13 protein-coding genes are annotated in these 18895 nt (G+C 48.5%); 6 read left to right on the top strand and 7 right to left on the bottom strand.

Translation table 11 applies throughout. The features are described from left to right. Both B4E62_RS06350 and B4E62_RS06345 read right to left on the bottom strand, forming a co-directional pair. Positions 1-657, bottom strand: a 657-nt coding sequence (locus B4E62_RS06350) for a cellulose binding domain-containing protein (RefSeq protein ID WP_331351512.1), incomplete at its 3' end; no start/stop codon positions are given. Between the two features lie 131 nt (positions 658-788). After that, the gene (locus B4E62_RS06345) at positions 789-1388 is read right to left on the bottom strand and encodes a DUF2214 domain-containing protein (protein ID WP_331351511.1); all 600 of its coding nucleotides are present in this window, start codon (positions 1386-1388) and stop codon (positions 789-791) included. 736 nt (positions 1389-2124) lie between these two features. Between B4E62_RS06345 and B4E62_RS06340 the strand changes: the two genes are divergently transcribed. Both B4E62_RS06340 and B4E62_RS06335 read left to right on the top strand, forming a co-directional pair. Next, entirely contained in the window at positions 2125-2925 is an 801-nt protein-coding gene (locus tag B4E62_RS06340) for a hypothetical protein (RefSeq protein ID WP_331351510.1), read from the top strand. Between the two features lie 12 nt (positions 2926-2937). Then, positions 2938-3483: a DUF4256 domain-containing protein gene (locus B4E62_RS06335; protein WP_331351509.1), complete on the top strand. Its 546-nt coding sequence runs from the start codon at positions 2938-2940 to the stop codon at positions 3481-3483. An 81-nt stretch (positions 3484-3564) separates the two neighbouring features. Here B4E62_RS06335 and B4E62_RS06330 read toward each other — a convergent pair whose 3' ends face one another. Then, positions 3565-5670, bottom strand: a complete 2106-nt coding sequence (locus B4E62_RS06330) for an EAL domain-containing response regulator (RefSeq protein WP_310076290.1) — start codon at positions 5668-5670, stop codon at positions 3565-3567. A gap of 330 nt (positions 5671-6000) precedes the next feature. Next, positions 6001-7851 (bottom strand): hypothetical protein, encoded by a 1851-nt coding sequence (locus B4E62_RS06325; RefSeq protein ID WP_331351508.1) that lies wholly within the window; start codon positions 7849-7851, stop codon positions 6001-6003. A 190-nt stretch (positions 7852-8041) separates the two neighbouring features. On the opposite strand from B4E62_RS06325, the gene B4E62_RS06320 reads away from it, so the two are divergent. From B4E62_RS06320 to B4E62_RS06305, 4 genes are all read left to right on the top strand, one after another. Continuing rightward, a complete protein-coding gene (locus B4E62_RS06320) occupies positions 8042-9712 on the top strand; it encodes a methyl-accepting chemotaxis protein (protein ID WP_331351507.1) in 1671 nt (556 codons plus the stop codon). A 290-nt stretch (positions 9713-10002) separates the two neighbouring features. Continuing rightward, complete coding sequence (locus tag B4E62_RS06315) at positions 10003-14172, top strand: bifunctional nitrate reductase/sulfite reductase flavoprotein subunit alpha (RefSeq protein ID WP_331351506.1); 4170 nt, start codon at positions 10003-10005, stop codon at positions 14170-14172. Positions 14173-14393: 221 nt separating this feature from the next. Continuing rightward, positions 14394-14819, top strand: coding sequence for a GFA family protein (locus tag B4E62_RS06310; RefSeq protein ID WP_331351505.1), 426 nt, complete (start codon positions 14394-14396; stop codon positions 14817-14819). Positions 14820-14935: 116 nt separating this feature from the next. Continuing rightward, positions 14936-15565: a hypothetical protein gene (locus tag B4E62_RS06305; RefSeq protein ID WP_331351504.1), complete on the top strand. Its 630-nt coding sequence runs from the start codon at positions 14936-14938 to the stop codon at positions 15563-15565. A gap of 108 nt (positions 15566-15673) precedes the next feature. On the opposite strand, the gene B4E62_RS06300 is transcribed toward B4E62_RS06305, so the two are convergent. From B4E62_RS06300 to B4E62_RS06290, 3 genes are read right to left on the bottom strand one after another with little or no spacing between them, the layout of a single operon-like run. Next, a complete protein-coding gene (locus B4E62_RS06300) occupies positions 15674-16522 on the bottom strand; it encodes an SIR2 family NAD-dependent protein deacylase (protein WP_331351503.1) in 849 nt (282 codons plus the stop codon). A 27-nt stretch (positions 16523-16549) separates the two neighbouring features. Then, positions 16550-17374, bottom strand: a complete 825-nt coding sequence (locus B4E62_RS06295) for a DEAD/DEAH box helicase family protein (protein ID WP_331351502.1) — start codon at positions 17372-17374, stop codon at positions 16550-16552. Next, positions 17367-18629 (bottom strand): ATP-binding protein, encoded by a 1263-nt coding sequence (locus B4E62_RS06290; protein WP_331351501.1) that lies wholly within the window; start codon positions 18627-18629, stop codon positions 17367-17369. Before B4E62_RS06290 ends, B4E62_RS06295 begins: the two co-directional genes overlap by 8 nt. Positions 18630-18895 lie beyond the last annotated feature (266 nt).

The raw sequence follows: 18895 nt of genomic DNA, 5'->3' as shown, positions 1-18895 counted from the left end.
ACCGGCAGCGCTGATGTCGCCACTCAACGAGGTGAAGTTATGCACTTCTACGTTGTGGGTGTTTTTGGTGGTGGCGAAGTTCAGGTAAGACGCAGTGCTGTCCAGACCCCATGTACCGGCAGTATTCGCAACGGATGAGCTGCTCGCCTTGCTGCTGGAGGCCGGCACACTGGAGGCCGGCGTACTTGATGCAGGTTTGGAGGATGCGGCAGCAGAAGATACGGCTGCACTACTGCTGGCAGCGCTGTCACAGGCTGCACCGTTAATGACCGGTATTTCCGCTGACGCTGCACCTTTAGTTCCCTGCACGCCGAATTCGATCGACTGGTTAGGCTGGATAGTGCGGTTCCAACTGAGGTTGGTGGCTGTGTAGGGGTTGGTGCCGCCGAGAGTAGCGTTCCAACTGCTGGTGATGCGATTGTCGCCAGCGTATTGCCAATTGACGTTCCAGCCGTTGATGGCGCTGGTGCTGGTGTTGGTTATTTTTATGGTGGCGGTAAATCCATTATTCCACTGGCTGGCAACCAAATACTGGCATCCGGCGTAGGCCTGGGTGGAGAGAGCGGATATCGCCAGAGAAAACCCTGCTGCATAGAGAGTGCGGGTTAGCGCACTCGCTGTGCGAGGGTGAATCGCAGAGGCTTTAAAGCTACTCATAGTGTCTTCCTCAGAGAAAAATACCGAATGAATTCGGCGGTGGTCATCAACAATCGTTATGGTTAAAAATGGTCGAGCTCGGCTAACAAAAAAATCTTTGAACAGTTATTTTTTTGAAAAAGTAGAAAAATTCACTCCATTTTTCGCACTGCGCGCAGTTGTACTTTTTCGGTAAGCAATGGCGGTTCAGGAGCGCGCATCATGCGCAGGACTTCTCCGGCAACAATAATGGCCGCGATTAATAATCCGGCGTAAATGAACATGACATAGCTGTAATTTGCGGTGTAATTCCACGGACGCGCGATGCCGAGATAACACGCAAATAGCCAGGAGGTAGATGAAATGGCGCCGGTGAGCGTTACCAATATTTGTTCAATGGTGGGCAAACCCAGTAACCCGCGACGCGAGGTGACGCGCGGAAAACTAAAATAGTGCAGCGCAATTCCGTTGAGCGTTAATACCGACACCACGGTAAATTTCGCCCAGAGTTTTTCGTTCATTAAATACTGTTGGGGATCTTCCAAATAACCAAGCAGCACTAGCGCAAGTCCGGTAATCCAGAGCACAACCAATGCGACAAACATGACTTCTGCAGATTTGGTCAGGTCTTTAATGGCGCTCGCCGACAAAGCCTTGCCGCGCGATTTTGCCAGAGCAGAATCCTGGATGAGTAAGATCCCTACGGAGACACAAGCAGCAAGTAAATGCGCATAGACGAGGAGAGTTTTCATAGCACTTCCATGGTATTAATAGTTGATTTTGGTTTTTTTTAGCGCGAACAAAAGCCGTCTCATATCCAGTCAGCTGTTGGTTCGCGAATCAACGGCACTGGTGAGATGTGTTGCTACAACAATTTTTTTGACCGAAAACCTCAGGGGGAAGTCGACCCTGGTTTGCGTGATGTTATTGCCGAGTGTTTTTAGTTGGATTTTGTTGTTTTTATAATGACAGTTTCGCAAATGGCGTCTGCCTTTACCGCACTATAGTGGCGGCTCAGTATGACAGTTGTCTGTATGGTCAAGCTCTGCATTCTGCTACTTGGCACACATTGAGTGTGACAGGTTTCGCATCTATGCCACCCTGCAGCATTGCGCTAGTGGATTCGCTTGGCGATCAGTCTCTGGCTAACAGTTGCTAATTTACGCGGACTGCCAATGGCGTTCCAATCATTAGTTCTCATTTCTACCAAAAATCTGATTTATTCGGATAAGAAGATTTGTGCAGGGTGGGTGCAGGCAAATCAGTTGGCGATATAAAAGCCTACGAGTTCTATCTTACCTCTGGTGATATCCTCTATAGATAATATTCTGCGACGATAAGTTGTCGTGCGAATAAGATATGAAAAAAATCTCCCGTAGAACAAAACCCACATTGTTCATCATGATAGCGCCGTGTTATAACCCCTTTTCCCCTGTGGCTAAAGGCGAATTTTTTTAGCAACTTACTGTTATGTACAAGGAGATGATGATGCTAACTGATAAATGTCATGTTTGGTTTAATCAAAACTTGGTTATTCCTGTCGCAACGTTGATTATTCTTTTCTCGCTGCTTTCACATCCTGCCAATGCCATCATAATTGAAGGTAAAGTCAGCGGGGTTATTACTGATGTATTCACAGAGGGCAACAGATCTGACGGTGCCTTTTTTGATGTCGCTGTTGTGGGACAGTCTTATCATGCGGATTTCTGGTATGAGTTTGATGAAAATAATTTCCCTCCTACTTATGCTCAGGATTCCTTCCGGGAATACGATTTTGGTTTGTCTTCTATGGGAATCGTTGTACATGTGGGTAATGAGAGTTATAGCTCTACCACCTCCAGCGAGTTTCCGTTGACGCACTTTAGAAATATGATCAATATTTTTCGCGGTGATAATTTTAGTTATTTCAATATGACAACTTATAATTTATATAGCGCTGTTAATCCGCGTTCCGAAAACCGATTAATCGATATCAATTTTTATTCTACCACTATGGACTATTTTTCGGACTTGGATTTGGTGCAAGATATTTCCGTTGTGGCAACAAATGGATCTTCATTGGGTGAAATGCGTCTTTTGGATTACGGTACCCGCGATGGTGATAGATATCCTGGGGATTTTTACGATTACGATGCCAATATATATGGAAATATTACCAGTTTCGATATGCAGGTACGCGGTTCGTTGGTAGATGAGCCCGATTCGCTCGGGTTAATAGCGCTCGCGCTACTGCTGATGGGCTGGCGTTATCGTTGCCATATCAAACCCATAAATAAAATTAAAAAATAAAGGCTAAAAAGAATGGTTGAAAATAAATACGCAGCATTGCTCACGGTGTTGCAATCCCGCTTTGAAAAAAATATGAATCGCCATAAAGGCCTTGATTGGACTAAGGTGCAAGCAAAGCTGGAGGATGATGCTAAAAAGTTAGCGTCGCTAAATGAAATGGAGGCGACCGGTGGCGAGCCGGATGTGGTCGGTTTTGATAAAAAAACCGGAGAATTTATTTTTTACGATTGCTCGGCAGAAACACCCAAAGGCCGCCGAAGTGTATGTTATGACCGCGATGGTTTGGAATCGCGCAAAGAACATAAACCAGAAAATAATGCGCTGGATATGGCAGCCGCAATGGGTATCGAGTTGTTGACAGAGGAACAATATCGTGATTTGCAACAATTGGGAGAGTTTGATTTGAAAACATCGAGCTGGATACAAACACCGGCGAGCATAAGAAAATTGGGGGGCGCGCTATTTGCGGATCGCCGCTACGATACTGTTTTTATCTATCACAATGGTGCGCAATCTTATTATGCGGTGCGCGGCTTTCGTGGTGTGTTAAGAGTATAAACTTTGTGCGCAGCAAAATAAAAAACCGGAGTGCATGGCTCCGGTTTTTTCGTCTTATTAAAAAAGACTGGTAACTCCAGTTTACGACTCCATATTGAAATCGTAAGTCATGCCCTGGCTTGGCTCCTGCAAATAATGCCCCTGGATGTAATGAGCGCCCGCTTGCCAGAGCGTGGAAAGTACGCTCGCATTCTCTACAAATGGCACCAGAGTAATCTTGCTTTCGCCATTGAGCTTCTCAATCAGTTGGATCAGCGTCTCGGGGCTTTCGTTATTGTTTTGGATATCGGTGGTGAAGGACCCATCAATTTTAATCATGTTCGCGGGCACATGGGAAAGCGTATTGAACGGGTTGAGTGAACAGCCAAAATTGCTGATCGCAAAACTGGTTTTGAGTTTTTCCAATCCCTCAGCAAAATTCTTCGCCGCATTCAAATGATTAGTGACATCAATTTCCTGCGCCTGAAACACAATGGAATCGGCGGTGAGCTTCGCTGCCTTGAAGGCGACTGCAAGCCAGGAGATCAGCGATTCATCGCACAGGGATTGGCGGCCGATATTGACGATCAGTTTGGTTTTGTTGCCTTTGGCGCGGTGCTGCGAGAGCATTTTGATCGATTCCAGAATTACCCAGCGATCAATTTTGGTAGCGGCGCTCATGGTGGATGCCGCCTCCAAAAAGTGATTGGGTGATATCTCATTGCCGTTTTCATCCACCATGCGCAAATAGACTTCGTAGTATTCCTCATCGGAGCCGCGCAGGCTGATGATCGGTTGGAATAACAGGCGAAAGCGGTCGTTGGCCAATGCCTGTTGGATCGCAGTCGCGATATCGATTTTGATTTCGCTTTTGGGTGTCTCTGGCTCAAACAGCATAGCGCTGTTGCCGTCTTTGGCCTGCACTTTATCCATCGCGCTGCGCGCTTGTTCGATCACTGTATTGGTGCTGGTAGTGGTTTCGTTGATCAACGAGATACCGATGCTGCAAGTGATTTGCAGGGTTTTGTGATCGATCTCGATGATGTGCGCTTCCAGATCCTTACAGAGTTGCAGGGCGCGGTTAACGGCAGCGTCGGCTTTCACATTGGGTGAGATGATCGCGAAGGTGGAGTCACCGAGGCGCGCGATAGTATCGCTGGTATTGGCCTTGGCGCGCAGCAGTGTTGCTATGTCGATTAACGCCAGATCGGCACCGGCGACGCCAAAGGTATTTTTCACCCGCTCGCTGAATTTATCCAACTCGATGTAGAAGAGGCAGTAGTACTGTTTTTCATCGACAGTGTCGATGATGTGGTCGAGCTGGTTGATGATGTATTGGCGGTTGTAGACGCCCGTGACCAGATCCTGCCATTTGATTTGTTTAAGCTGGGCTTCCAGTTCTTCATTGTTGGCATGCGTGGCTGTTGCGGTGGCCGCCCGTGCGAGGAATTGGATGCAGGGCTCTTCGTCGTAGGTAACCAGAGATACTTCCAAATCTATTTGGGCTTCTTTCCCATCTTGGGTAATACCGGTAAAACCAAGGCTGCTTGATTCAGCCTCATCACCCTTAAAGGTGAAGTCTTTCAGGAAGTTTTTCAGGCGCGCCTGATCTTTATCGCTCACCATATCCATAATTGGCATGGCTTCAATGTCATCCCTGTTTTGATAGCCAAATAGCTCGGCAAAGGATTCGTTTGCGTACAGATAGAGGCCGTCCTGGATAAAGGCGATGGCATCGCGCGAGCTGTCGAGCAATTGTTGGCTGCGGCGCTCGGCTTCGCGAAAACGACGGTCGGTATTGCGGCGCGCCTGGCGCTGTTCGCGGTTGCCCAGTTCGCGGTCAATTACTAACAATAGATGTTGGTCGTCATCCAGATTAACCACATCTGTGGCGCCCATACGCAGACCTTCGACTACGGCAAAAGGGCTGTCGTCTTCATCTACTTCATAGAGCAGGATTACCGGAACATCTTTATTGAGGCGGCGGATTTGTTTGATCGCCGCTTGCGGGGTAGGCGCAGTGGTGTCGTTATTGCCAATCAGCAAATCCCAACTTTGTTCTTGCAGGAGTTTGACGAGCGCTTCCTCGCTCTCGACATGTTGCGCTCGGCAGGGATGGCCGGAGGCGTGCAGCATACTGATCAAGCGTTCGGCTTCTGAGCGCTGATTATTCAGAATCAGGAGTCGGATAGTGTCGGTAGTGGTCATATATCTTCTATCTAGTCAGGCGATGGTCAGGGCTTCGCTCGTTTTTGACTATAGCGCGTTTTTGGGCGCACGAGTTCGTTTGAGTGTTTGTTGTATCGAACCCTGGGCTTTTTTTGCCATTTTGCATAAGGCTGGCTTACCAGTAAGTCCAAAAACTCTACCTTGTGTCGCCAATTGCTTGCCTTGGTGAAGGATGCTCGTCGCAGAAGGTTCCTTGTTGGGGCTATATTACTGAATTCAGTGGGTCGCTCAACTTGTCATGCTATTTATGCGATCTGGTCGTGGCTTTTGTGGATTAGTTCGCAATTAGCTGGATAAAGTCTGGGCGATTTATTCCCACACTGAATCGAAATCATCCTTACTGGTTTTGGCTTCGGGCTTGGCGGTGGCTAGTTCGCGAAAACCAAACTGGCTAAAGGCGCCAGTGGCGAACAACCGCTGGGTTAGCTGGATCGATTTATCGCCCTCATTGCTCACGCCAGCCTGGCTTTGGGTATACAGGCGAGCCTTACTGTGTTCGTGAAATGAAATGGCGTTGGTAATCAGGCTGGGAGGCTGGTTGACGGCGCGTAACTCCGGAATTTGCAGCGCGCGTAAGTATTCGGCAAAACCGCCGGTTTTGTGGACGGCGGCCAAGCCCACGGGGACGGCGTGTGGGGCAATAATCTGGATACCCAATTGCGTCGCCCCCTTGATCTGATGCGCCCAGCGCACCACGCCAATCGACCATTTATTGCGGCCATACTCGCGTAGTCCAAGCAGTTCTCCGGCGCGGACTTGCACCGGAATTTCATTGCGCCACTCCAAGCCGTAGCCACCGGGGCTGCGATCCATCAGCGGCACCGTGTAAACCGGGTGCTGTCCCTGATAATTCACCTTCTCCTGCGACTTGATGCTCTTTTCAATATTGAAGGTCGGTAGTGCGCGCCCATCAAATGGCGTTCCGACAATATCAAAAGCGTCGCCCCAGGGATCGTCTTCTTTTTTCGCTTTGTCGTCTTTAAGTTGAACACCACGTTTTTGGTAGATAGCGCCTTTTTCGGGCGAACCCGCCACGGCACTGCTTTGGTTTAAAAACAGATTAAATGGCTGCTCACCGGCTAGATAAAAATGGACATTGGTGAGACCGACGGTAACTTCAATTTCGGCACTGACATCCTGCCGCTCAAAGCTGCGCAACGCTAAGTGGCTCCAGGCCTGTGCCAGGTGTTTGGTCAATGCTGCCGACAAATTGAGCTGGTTGCGCTGGCTGACGCTGGCATCTACCCCTTCATTGCCTACCTTCTGCTGCTCCTGAAGTTTATTCACCAGATGACTGGTGCGTATTTCCAGCGGCGGCTCTGCACCCGGGTTACTGGCCGGGCGCCAATGCGACTTATAGAAAGGTGGGCGATTGCTGTTGGTAAGTACAACAAACAGGTTTTCCTTACCTCCCGGATTGTATGTATCCAGCTCGGCAATAGGTGCCAGTAGTTCTAGCAAGTTATAGGTACTTTCAATCTCTTCCTGCCTCAGTTGATTGGGTCTCGCAGTCGCGAGCAGGAGTATGCGCAAATAGACGTTGTGAATGGTCTTCAGCCCTTGGTTGTGGGGCAGTTTGTCCTCAACTGGCAGCTGCTCCAACTCCAGTGCGCAAGCCAGTTGATAAAGTGCATGCACCTCGGCCCAAATTTGGCTGGCGATAGGTAAATAGAGCTGATAAGAGCGCAGTAGCAATAGTCCCAGCGCAGTAAGCGCACGTTGGATGCACAGGGCTTGTAATCCTTGCTGGTCTTTTGTCGCTGGTGATACACACAGCTCCCGCACTACGGCGAGATAACTGTTGAGGAAGTGTTTCTGAATCGCCTGGGCGACAGTGGCTGTTTTGAGTGCGGCCTCCGGCAGAATCAGCGGCTGGTTCAAATACTTCAGCGCCAAGCCGCTCAGTGTCTGGTGCACCGGGACGCGCAACAACTCCAGAATCGCGAGGCGGTTTTCACTGTTGGTGCGCAAACGGCTGATTTCGTGGACGGCGGTATAAAGCTGGGCGCTGACTTGTTGCGCCTGTGTCAGAGGCAGGCTTTGCAGCCAGAGTTTGACCTGCGCCTCTTTACTGCCGCCGCAAAAACCCAGTTGCGCCAAATCCTGCTTTGGCACTATGAGCTTTTCAAGTAGATGTTTAATCGGTGGCTCGTTGGTCATTCGAATGCCGTCTGCTAATCCCGTTATAACTATGTAATTGAATATAGACGATTTTAGATCTTTTCGTCTGAATAACTAGCCGTTCAGTTGAGACCGGTTAGAATTAGTCAACATAACAATATGACGCCAATGTCCACTACATAAATCACAATAAAGACTAACGGGAGGGTCGCACATGGGCTCCATGTCGATGAGATATAAACTGATTTTGCTCGGATTAATGCCGGGTATTGCGATTTTGGTCGTCCTTCTGGCATTGGTCAGTGCCCGCATGCAGAGCATTGTCGAAAAGGATATGGATATATTGCGTGACACTCTGCTCAACGCGCACAAGACCGAATTGCGCAATTCGCTGGATATCGCCAGTTCACTGATTAAGCCACTTTATGAAGTTGCGCCCAGCGGTGAGTCCACGGAAAAAACGCAAGCCATCGCGCTGTTGAAACAACTGAAATACGGTAAAGATGGCTACTTTTTTGGCTACGATGGCAGCTCAGTGCGTGTTTTTTCCGGCAGCGACACTGCGCGTATTGGCGACAGCTTCCGCGACTACAAAGACGTTAATGGCGTCTTCCTAATCAATGAGCTGGTCAAGCAGGGGAAGACTGGCGGCGGTTTTGTCACCTACCATTTTCCACGTTTAGGCAAGGGCGAAACCGCCTATCCAAAACTCAGCTATGCCATTTGGCTCGACAAGTGGGATCTGATGCTGGGAACCGGGTTTTATATCGATAGTATCGATAATGCGGTCGCGTCGGCACGGGCAGTGGCGGATGAACACATCACCGCGACATTGATGTGGGTTTTTGTGGCGGCGCTGGTATTGCTTGGTGCGATTGCACTGCTCGCGATATATATCGCCAATAAAACGCTGGCTCCACTCAATGGGTTGGTGCGCAGCCTGGAAGATATAGCGCGTGGTGGTGGCGATTTGACTCGTCGTCTGACACGTACAAGCAACGATGAAATAGGTGCGGTTATTTCGGCGTTTAACAGTTTTGTTGATTCCATCCACGGGATGATCCAACGTATCCAGCAGCTCACCCTGCAGGTAGCCAGTATTAGCAAGCAAGTATCGCAAGATACCAACGCCACCTACCAAACCCTCGAACAGCAGCGCGAGCAAACTCTGCAGGTCGCCAGTGCCATTAATGAAATGGCGGCATCGGCGGTCGAAGTGGCTCGCAGCACGCAAGATGCCGCCACTGCCGCCAATCTCGCTGAGTGCACAACCAAAGACGCACAATCTACCGTCGCCAAATCCATCGATAACATTCAAGCGCTCTCCTCAGAGGTCAAGCTCAATACCGACGGTTTGCAGCAGTTGCAGCAGGATGTAAACGGCATTGGTGCTGTGTCCGATGTCATTCGCGGTATTGCGGAGCAAACCAATCTGCTTGCTCTCAATGCCTCCATTGAAGCCGCCCGCGCTGGCGAACAGGGGCGTGGTTTTGCGGTAGTGGCGGACGAAGTGCGGGCGCTGGCGGCGCGCACCCAAGCGTCAACTCAGGAGATTCAGGGCATGATTCAACGCCTGCAGGCCAGTACTACTGGTGCAAGCGAGTCGATTAAGCGCAGTCTGGTTAAAGGCGATGTCTCGGTGCAGATGGTCTGTGCCACCTCGGAAGCGCTCAGTGCTATCGATCAACAAGTTAGTACCATCAGTCAGCGCGGGTTGCAAATTGCTACCGCTGCCGAGCAGCAGACACAAGTGATCGAATCGATTAACCACAGCATGCATGTGATTGCCGATGCCACCGAGTCCGCAGGTCGCTATGCTGCGCGCTCACACCAATCTGGCGATGAGTTGGCCAGCGTCGGTGCCGAGTTGCAGCAATTGGTGGGGCAATTTAAAACCTGAAAATTGTTTTATTTTGGTGCAAAAACATTGGGTGGCCAATAGGTAGCGGAAGCGGTTAGTTATTTCGTGTGCACCAATAAAAAACAAAAATGTGCCCGATAAGTAAAAAATTGCATTTAGATGAGGCAAAAAAAATACTGGGTGGCTTCTATCGCCAACTGCAAAAAGACTTTTTTTGAAAAAAAAGCAAATTAGTTAAACAATATCAATGGCTTAAGCAGTTTTCGCGACTGTGGTTTGCCACTGGCATAGCGCTTGCTAAACCCCTCCCAATGAGGAGTTGCGAGTCTATGTCTGAATCCGTTCTTAAAAACGATAGTAAATCCGTGCGTTCAGTATGCCCCTACTGCGGTGTAGGCTGCGGCATGGTGCTGGAAACTGACGGCGAAAAAATCATCAAAGTCACGGGTGATAAAAACCATCCCTCCAATTTTGGCCGCCTCTGTACCAAAGGCCAAACCAGCGCACAGGCGCTCACCAACTCCGGCCGTATGGAATCTGCCTTTGTGCGCAGCGAGCGGAATCGTGATCCAGTAAAGACATCCATGGCGCAGGCTATCAGTACTACCGCCAAACGCCTGCGCGAGATTCTGGATACCCACGGCCCCGATGCCATCAGTTTTTATGTCTCGGGGCAGATGTCGATTGAATCCCAGTACCTCGCCAACAAACTCGCCAAAGGTTTCTTGCGCACCAACAATATCGAATCTAACTCGCGCCTGTGTATGGCGAGTGCCGGTGCGGGGTACAAGCTCTCGCTCGGCTCCGATGCACCGCCCGGTTCCTATCAGGATTTTGATCACTGCGATTTGTTTTTGGTGATCGGTGCGAACATGGCGGACTGCCATCCGATTTTGTATTTGCGCATGATGGATCGCGTCAAAGCCGGTGCGAAATTAATTGTGGTCGATCCGCGCCGCACTACAACCGCGGACAAAGCGGACCTGTATTTACCGATCAAGCCCGGCACTGATCTCGCATTTTTAAACTGCCTGTTATTTTTGCTACATAAAAATGGCAAAACCGATGCAGAATTTATTTCACAGTACACCCAAGGCTGGGAAAATTTTCCGGAATTTTTAGCGGATTACACACCCGAAAATGTGAGCGAAATTACCGGTCTTTCAATCGAGTCGTTGATTAGAACTGCCGACATGATCGGCAATGCGCCCGAGTTTATGACCTGCTGGACCATGGGTTTAAATCAAAGTACCCACGGTACCTGGAACACGAATGCGATTTGTAATTTGCATTTGGCGACGGGAAAAATTTGTCGCCTCGGCAGCGGCCCTTTTTCACTCACCGGCCAACCCAATGCGATGGGCGGGCGCGAGATGGGTTATATGGGCCCAGGCTTACCGGGGCAGCGCACATTGCTAGTAGAAAAAGATCGCGACTTTATCGAAAACTTGTGGGGCGTTGCGCCTGGCAGCATCAGTACCAAACTCGGCAAAGGCACCGTTGATTTATTTGAGCGCATGGCTGCGGGCGAAGTAAAAGCTTGCTGGGTAATTTGCACTAATCCGGTCGCGTCTGTCCCCAATCGTAAAATCGTTATTGAAGGTCTGCAAAAAGCAGAATTGGTCATCGCACAGGATGCGTTCCTCGATACCGAAACCAATCGCTACGCCGATATTTTATTGCCCGGCGCTTTATGGGCAGAAGCGGAAGGCGTAATGATCAACTCCGAGCGCAATATCACGCTCATGCAAGAAGCTGTGAATCCACCCGGTGAAGCCATGGCCGATTGGGAAATTATTGCACGCGTCGCCTGCGAAATGGGTTTTAGTGACGGATTCAGTTTTAATTCTGCCGCCGAAGTATTTGAAGAAATCAAACAAAGCTATAACCCCAAAACCGGTTACGATCTGCGCGGTGTTAATTACACACGTTTACGCGAATCGCCACTGCAGTGGCCGTGCGCCGATGAAACCTCTACGCGCAATCCGATCCGCTATTTAAATACCGGCATCAACCAACCATTAAAGTTAATGGATGATGGCAGCGCGCCTTTACTGCAATTTGCAACTGACTCCGGCAAAGCCATTTTTCATGCGCGCCCCCACGTAAATCCGGCTGAGATGCCTGATGCCGAATTCCCAATGGTGTTAAATACCGGCCGAGTGCAACACCAGTGGCACACCCTGACCAAAACCGGAAAAATTGCCACGCTCAATAAATTAAATCCCGGTACCTTTGTGGAAATTCATCCGCAAGATGCGGCTGAATTAGGCATCAAAAATAAAGACAAAGTGGAGATTCGTTCGCGCCGTGGCTACGCCATTTTACCTGCGGTGGTGACTGATCGCGTGCAACCTGGCTGCTGTTTTGCGCCCATCCACTGGAATGATGTCTATGGCGATAACCTGTGCATCAATGCAGTGACCAGCGATAAAATCGATGCGATCTCGCAGCAGCCAGAACTAAAAATCGCCGCCGTCGCGCTTAAGCGTGTCGACGTATTTGTGGAGGAGGCGGTTTCTGCCGAAAATTCTGCTGCGCACGACTATGATTACACCAGCCCTATGGCCTTCGCCGCCGTGGCTGAGGAAACCAGCATGACCCTGATTAAAACCTTCGCTGAAAAAATCGGCGTAGTAGAAGCAGTAGCGCCCAATTTCTCTGAAGCCGAGCGCACTTATCTGGGCGGTTATATCAGCGGCCTGCAAGCCACTGCAAAATTAATTTCCGCTGTGCCCGCACTGCCTGCCGATGCACCTATTAATCCCAATCATCGCACCTGGGTAAATGGTTTACTCGCCGGTATGTTCAGCCGTGTGCTCCCTGTTGGTGTCGCATCTGTGGCTGCGCCTGCACAGGCTAAACCCGAGTTGGTGATGCTCTGGGCATCGCAAACCGGCAATGCAGAGGCCCTTGCCGAAAAATTTGCACAGCAATTAACAGCGCAGGGGTGGGCTGTTAATTTCCATTCCATGAATGACTACACCGTTGAGAAATTAGCAAAAAATAAATTGGTGGTATTTGTCACCAGCACCTTTGGCGATGGCGACGCGCCCGATAACGGCGGCGATTTCTGGAGCCAATTAAACAGCGACGCAGCGCCAGAACTAAACGAATTGCAATTCGCATTGCTTGCATTGGGCGATTCCAATTACGACCAATTCTGTGGCCACGGCAAAAAATTGTTTGCGCGCTTACAAACCCTGGGTGCCAAAGCATTAGTTGGGCGTGTAGATTGTGATACCGATTTTGAGGTGCCGGCAGGTGAATGGTTTGCTAAGCTCAAGGAGCAACTAGCACCCCTAACGTCAGACATAAAAGCCTCTGCTGCGAACCAGCCATCATCAATGACTGCCACTACAACCTCATCTGCGGCCCACACCAAAGCCAATCCTTATGGCTCGCGTTTGATTGTGAACAAACGTTTGAATGCGGAGGGCTCAAGTAAAGATGTTCGTCAATTCGGTTTTGATTTGGGTGAATCCGGTATTACCTATGAAGCGGGCGATGCGCTCGGCATCTGGCCAAAAAATTGCCCCGAGTATGTGTTTGAGTTGGAGCAAGCGCTGAATTTAAATGCCGATGCCCCGGTAGTGGTGGACACCCATGAAAAATCTGTGCACCAGGCGCTGCTGGAAAATTATGAAATCTGCCGCCCGAGTCTAGAGGCGCTGAATTTTATTGCGCAGCGCAGCAACAGCAAAGAATTAAAAAAATTGCTCGATGCAGAGCACAAAACCGAATTGCAGGAATGGCTTTACGGGCGCCAACTCGCGGACATTTTGCAGGAGTTCCCCATTCGTGCCAGCGCCGATGAACTAATCCCGCTGTTAAAACGCATGCAGCCGCGGTTATATTCCATCGCATCAAGTAGCAAAGCGCAACCGACACGCATTGATCTCACCGTTTCCGCCGTGCGCTACTCGCGCTTCCGCGACAGCAAAAAAATCCGCAAAGGCGTTGCATCCACGTTTCTTGCTGATCGCGCTGAGGGTGTAGACATCCCCATCTTCGTCCAACCCAGCAAACATTTCCATGTGCCGGAAAATGGCGATACTCCATTAATCATGGTTGGCCCTGGCACCGGCGTCGCGCCTTTCCGTGGCTTTTTACAAGAGCGCCAGGCACGCGGTGATCAAGGTAAAAACTGGTTGTTCTTTGGCGAGCAACACGCCGCAACCGATTTTTATTATCAGGAGGAGTTACAGCAATTCCAAAAAGACGGCGTACTCACCGAATTAAGCCTCGCTTTCTCACGTGACCAATCACAAAAAATTTACGTGCAGGATCGCATGCGCGAACAAGGCGAGGCAATTTGGAATTGGCTGGAAGAGGGCGCTTATTTCTGCGTTTGTGGCGACGCTAGCCGCATGGCCAAAGATGTAGACCAAGCGCTGCGCGATATCATCCAGCAATACGGAAAATTCGATGAAGCTGAAACCGTTAACTACATCCGCAAATTGAATATGGATAAGCGTTATTTGCGAGATGTGTACTAATCCTGTGAATTAATAGCTGTTACTGCAGCTCCAAAATCCCCCGTCAACGAGAGTTGGCGGGGGATTTTTTATTGGGGCGTGCGTGGCCGGTTAACATTGTTTTACCCGTTGTAGCTGGACAGGATTGACCTGTAATATCCAGTAATTCCGATTGGCATACTTGGGCGCAATAGTCTTTAATTGAGTTTTTATTATTTTAATGCAAAAGAACAGAGGGCTATATGGTTGAGCGAAGTGGAAGATGTCTTTGTGGGGCGGCGAGTTATTATTTTTCTGGAGAGCCTATCGCCGCGCGTGTCTGCTGGTGTAAAGACTGCCAGCACATTGCCTCCAACGGCACGGTGAATGCCATAGTGAATACTGATTCGCTCACCATAAATGGGGCGTTGAGTGAATTCGTTAGTGTTGCAGAAAGCGGAAACCAAATTCGCCGTCGTTTTTGCCCGGCGTGCGGTTCGCACCTGTTTGCCAATTCGTCCGCAAGGCCACAATACACGGTTGTTCGAATCGGCACCTTGGATGAACCCTCGTCAATCTCACCCACCATGAATATCTGGACAAAAAGCGCCCCCGCTTGGGCATGTTTTGATGGGAATCTCGATTCAGTAGAAGGGCAGGCTCCACCGCCAAAAATTGCAGAAAAATAAATTGAGTAGGTTGCCATAGGTCGCACATGTTGAGTTTGCGAGTTGTAACAGGTCTTTAGGTAGGCTCTGTTTATTCACTGTATATCTGGCTTCGAAAAAATTACGAGGAGAATGGGATGAAGGTAATTGCCTATGATGTAAAACGTGCCTTGACGTTGTTAGCTGTGGCTGCCGCTTTTGTATTTCCAGTATCGCATGCTGGGGCGAAGGGTATGAAGCTTGGGCAGGCGATTAAAATGGCGGATGGCCCAAAAACGTATGATGCGAATACATTAACGGTAGAACAATTGCAAAATTGCTTGGCCATAGAAACGGAGCTTGACAAATTGGACGCTGAGTTGACGAGTGAGCGACCATCGATTGCAAAGCAAGAGGCAAAGATGAATGTAGTTGAAAGTGAAATTAAATTTCTTAAGATTTTGCTGGAAACAGATGAAAAACCAACAACCCAAGAACAAGTCGATGATATTAATAAGAGCGTTGATCGACACAATAAGTTGGTAGCAGATTATAAGAAGGAGGCTGAAAAATATTCCATCTTGGCAAAGGACTACAATGCCAAGATAGAAAAGCAAAAAAACGCATCGAATAATCACAATTCGCAATGTGCCCAAAAAAAATATTATGAAAGCGATATGGTGATTGCGAAGCAACAACAAGATACTGCTTCAAATCAAGATTCAGCACTGAGCCAAGCTACCAATTTCCTTCACAACACAACACCTAAAACTGGAAAAGCTAATTGACCACAGTAACCGATCAGAGAAACGTCAAAAATTCACTGTTTTTCAGTAGTGGATGCGATATTGGCGGTGAGAATGGTGAATGCGGAGATTAGGTTTCCCGTATGGCGGCTAGAGTGTGAGACTATTATTGGTAGTGATTACTTGATCAATGGCTAATAATCCCTCCTTGGCGCCGCAGGCAATACCAATCGCATGACTTGCGGGAACTTCATAATCGCGCGGATTAATACGAATTAATTTGCCATTGAATTTTTTCACAACCTGTTCAGAAAAACGGCGCACCGACGGGATATGTGTACCCGCTCCCAGCTCAATCACCACCGGATTGTTACAGCGCTGCAACCAGAGTTCTAATTGCTCGGCTTGCTGATCCGATCTATCGCTAATCCAACCCCAATCACCAAACATTAAAATATTGGGTCGCGCAATTCGGTTGCAGTAGGGGCATAGCGGCGGCTTATTAACTAGCTGGCATTTTTCATTATCGATTTCAGGCAAAAACGCATCCGAACTCCAAATAGAAGCGGAGCAGGGCTCAAGGCACTGCAGGTGATGAATCGAGCCGTGGCATTCATAAATATTATCCGCCGCAAAACCCGCCTGTTGAAATTGCCCATCCACATTGCTGGTAAACACCGAATAACCCTTGGCTTTGCTTTCGCCCCAGCGTTTCAAAATCGCAAAACCTTCATGGGGAACCGTATTGCGATAGAGCGTGAGCCTATGCCCATAAAAACCCCAGGCCAATTTCAAATCGCGCACAAAGGTATCGGGCGATGCCGTCTGCGCAAAATCCATTTTCGCTTTTGCAAGGGCAGGGTAGGCCTTCCAAAATCCTTCATTGCCACGAAAATCCGGCAAACCTGAATCAACACCCATTCCTGCACCAGCAGCGATGATAAGCGCGTCGGCTTGTTGGATGTAATCGGCGGCTTGTGTGATTAATGTGTGGGGCATGGTATTCCTGAGGTTTACACAATGTATTTAGAGTTGGCTGATAAGTGCTTGGTACAGCCCTAGATAGATCTCATAAGAAGGGTCTATTTTACGGTTTTTAATTTTCGTCATTACTGAACCGAATGGTTTGAAATCATTCATCAGTGTTTGGTCTGCTAAAATATTTCGATCCACCAAGAAAAGAATGCGTTTGACCTTTTTTGCTTTCCATAGGCGCCAAATAATCTGAAACGTTGTATAGGTTTTGCCTGTTCCTGTTGCCATTACAAGCAGTAAGCGTTTATCACCTTTTGCAATTCGTTCAATGATTCTGTTGATGGCTTCTGCTTGATAGTAGCGGGGCTCTCTATCTGTGCCATCTTCATGATAGGGTTCTGCTACCAATTTTTCGTCTTCGTCTGCAATGTTGCGAAACGTTTTATAGCGCTGCCAAATTACTTGTGGTGAGGGGAACTCGTCCATTGAGAATTCGGTCTCTATCTCTTCATGTGGCTCCGGCACTTTATTATGTGATGCAAATGCATCACCGTTAGAGCTGAAAGTGCTCGGTATTTCTAATATTTCGCTATAGCCAAGCGCTTGCTGCATTCCATGGCTGGCAGTGTGGTTGTTGCACTTTGCTTCAATGACAGCGATAGGAACGCCCTTTTCCCATTGCAGCACATAGTCTGCGAATTTCTTCTTCTTATTTCGTGACGACAAGTTTCCACGAACAATAACTGGACCAGGCGTTAGCGTCACGTTGCGACGAATTTGTGTCAGCTGATCCCAGCCCGCATTAATAACGGCTGGCGTAATGAATAGATCACAAATATCTAGTTCACTGAGCTCTTGTTTTTCTTTTTTATCCATTACGGTTCCCTTGCGTCAAATATGAAATAGGCACAGCAAATAATTTTTCACCAAACGGCAATATATTTTCACCATCATAAAACACAACGCCTGCCGCAAACTGACCGCCGCATGCATCCTTTAATTTATTTAATCCTTTAAAGTCAGCTTGAGTAACAGTAGCAGCGGCTTTTATTTCTATACCAGCCAATCTACGGCCTTGTTCAATAATAATGTCCACTTCTACTTTGTCTTTATTGCGAAAGTGAAAGAACTTTATATCCTCATCGTGCCAGTCGGCGTGTTTGCGTAACTCTTGATATATGAATGTCTCTAGCAATTGCCCGAGTAAGATTTTGTCTTGCCAAAGTGCGTTGCTATTAACACCGAGTAACGCACAGGCTAAACCGGTATCGGTCATATGCATTTTGGGCGTTTTGATCAAGCGGCTAAGCAGGTTGTTATGCCAGGGTTGCAATTGCTCGATCAAAAATATTTGTTCCAGTACCGCCAAATATTCCCTAATGGTTGGGCGACTCAACGAAAAAGGCGAGGCCAAATCAGCAGAGTTAAATAATCTCGCCGTTTGGCTTGCGGCTAAAGACAAGAGCTTTGGCAAAATATCCAGGTTGCGAATGCTTGCTATATCTTGCACGTCGCGTTGAATAATAGTGCTGATGTAATCTTTATACCAAGCGCTGCGCCGTTTCTCTGTTGCGCGTACTATGGCGGCGGGGTAACCACCCTTAGTAATCACGTCGGCCAGCGATTCACCCAAACGAATGTAATTATTTTTATTGGACGATAAACCGAAATCGGCATTGAACATGTTTTGTAGGAAGGTTGGTTTTTGTTGTGCTATTTCAATTTGGGCCAAAGGACGCAAGTGAATAATTTCCATGCGGCCAGCGAGCGAATCAGATAATTGCGGTAGCAGTAGTACATTAGCTGACCCAGTAAGAATAAATCGCCCAGGTTTGCGATTCTGGTCAATGCTCGCTTTTATTGCAGTGAACAGCTCCGGCACACGCTGTATTTCATCCAATATGCTGTGTTCTGGCAGGCTTTGTACAAAGCCAATCGGATCAGTTTTAGCGGCTTGCAATTGGTTGGTATCGTCGAAAGTGATGTAGTGATATCCCAACTCTGAACCAATTGCTTGAGCCAAGGTGGTTTTCCCACATTGGCGGGCGCCATGTATCAATATCACAGGAGTGTCATGCAGTGATTCGCGCAATCTTTCTTCTGTAAATCTGTGATAGAGCAGCGTATCCATTTGTTTTTACTTTATCCGCCAAGGTGTTATGGGTTCGGCCAAGTGTAAGTAAACGTTCGTCCAAATGAAAGTTTTTATTCGTCCAATTGAAAGTATTTGTTCGGCTATGTGAAAGTTTTCCGCGCTAAAAACTTCAACGATCCTGCTGCAATGAGGGATTTCATTCGGCACATCCATGTGCCTCCCCCTTCTGGGCAGCCTGCGGCTGTGCAAAAGTGCTGTCCTGCACTTTTGTGAACCCGAAACCATAAAAACAAAGGCCCTGA

Source organism: Cellvibrio sp. UBA7671 (genome assembly GCA_002483145.1).
GTDB classification, from domain to species: domain Bacteria; phylum Pseudomonadota; class Gammaproteobacteria; order Pseudomonadales; family Cellvibrionaceae; genus Cellvibrio; species Cellvibrio fibrivorans.
The sequence above is the reverse complement of the archived record's forward strand: the minus strand, read 5'-3'. Positions and strand labels throughout refer to the sequence as shown.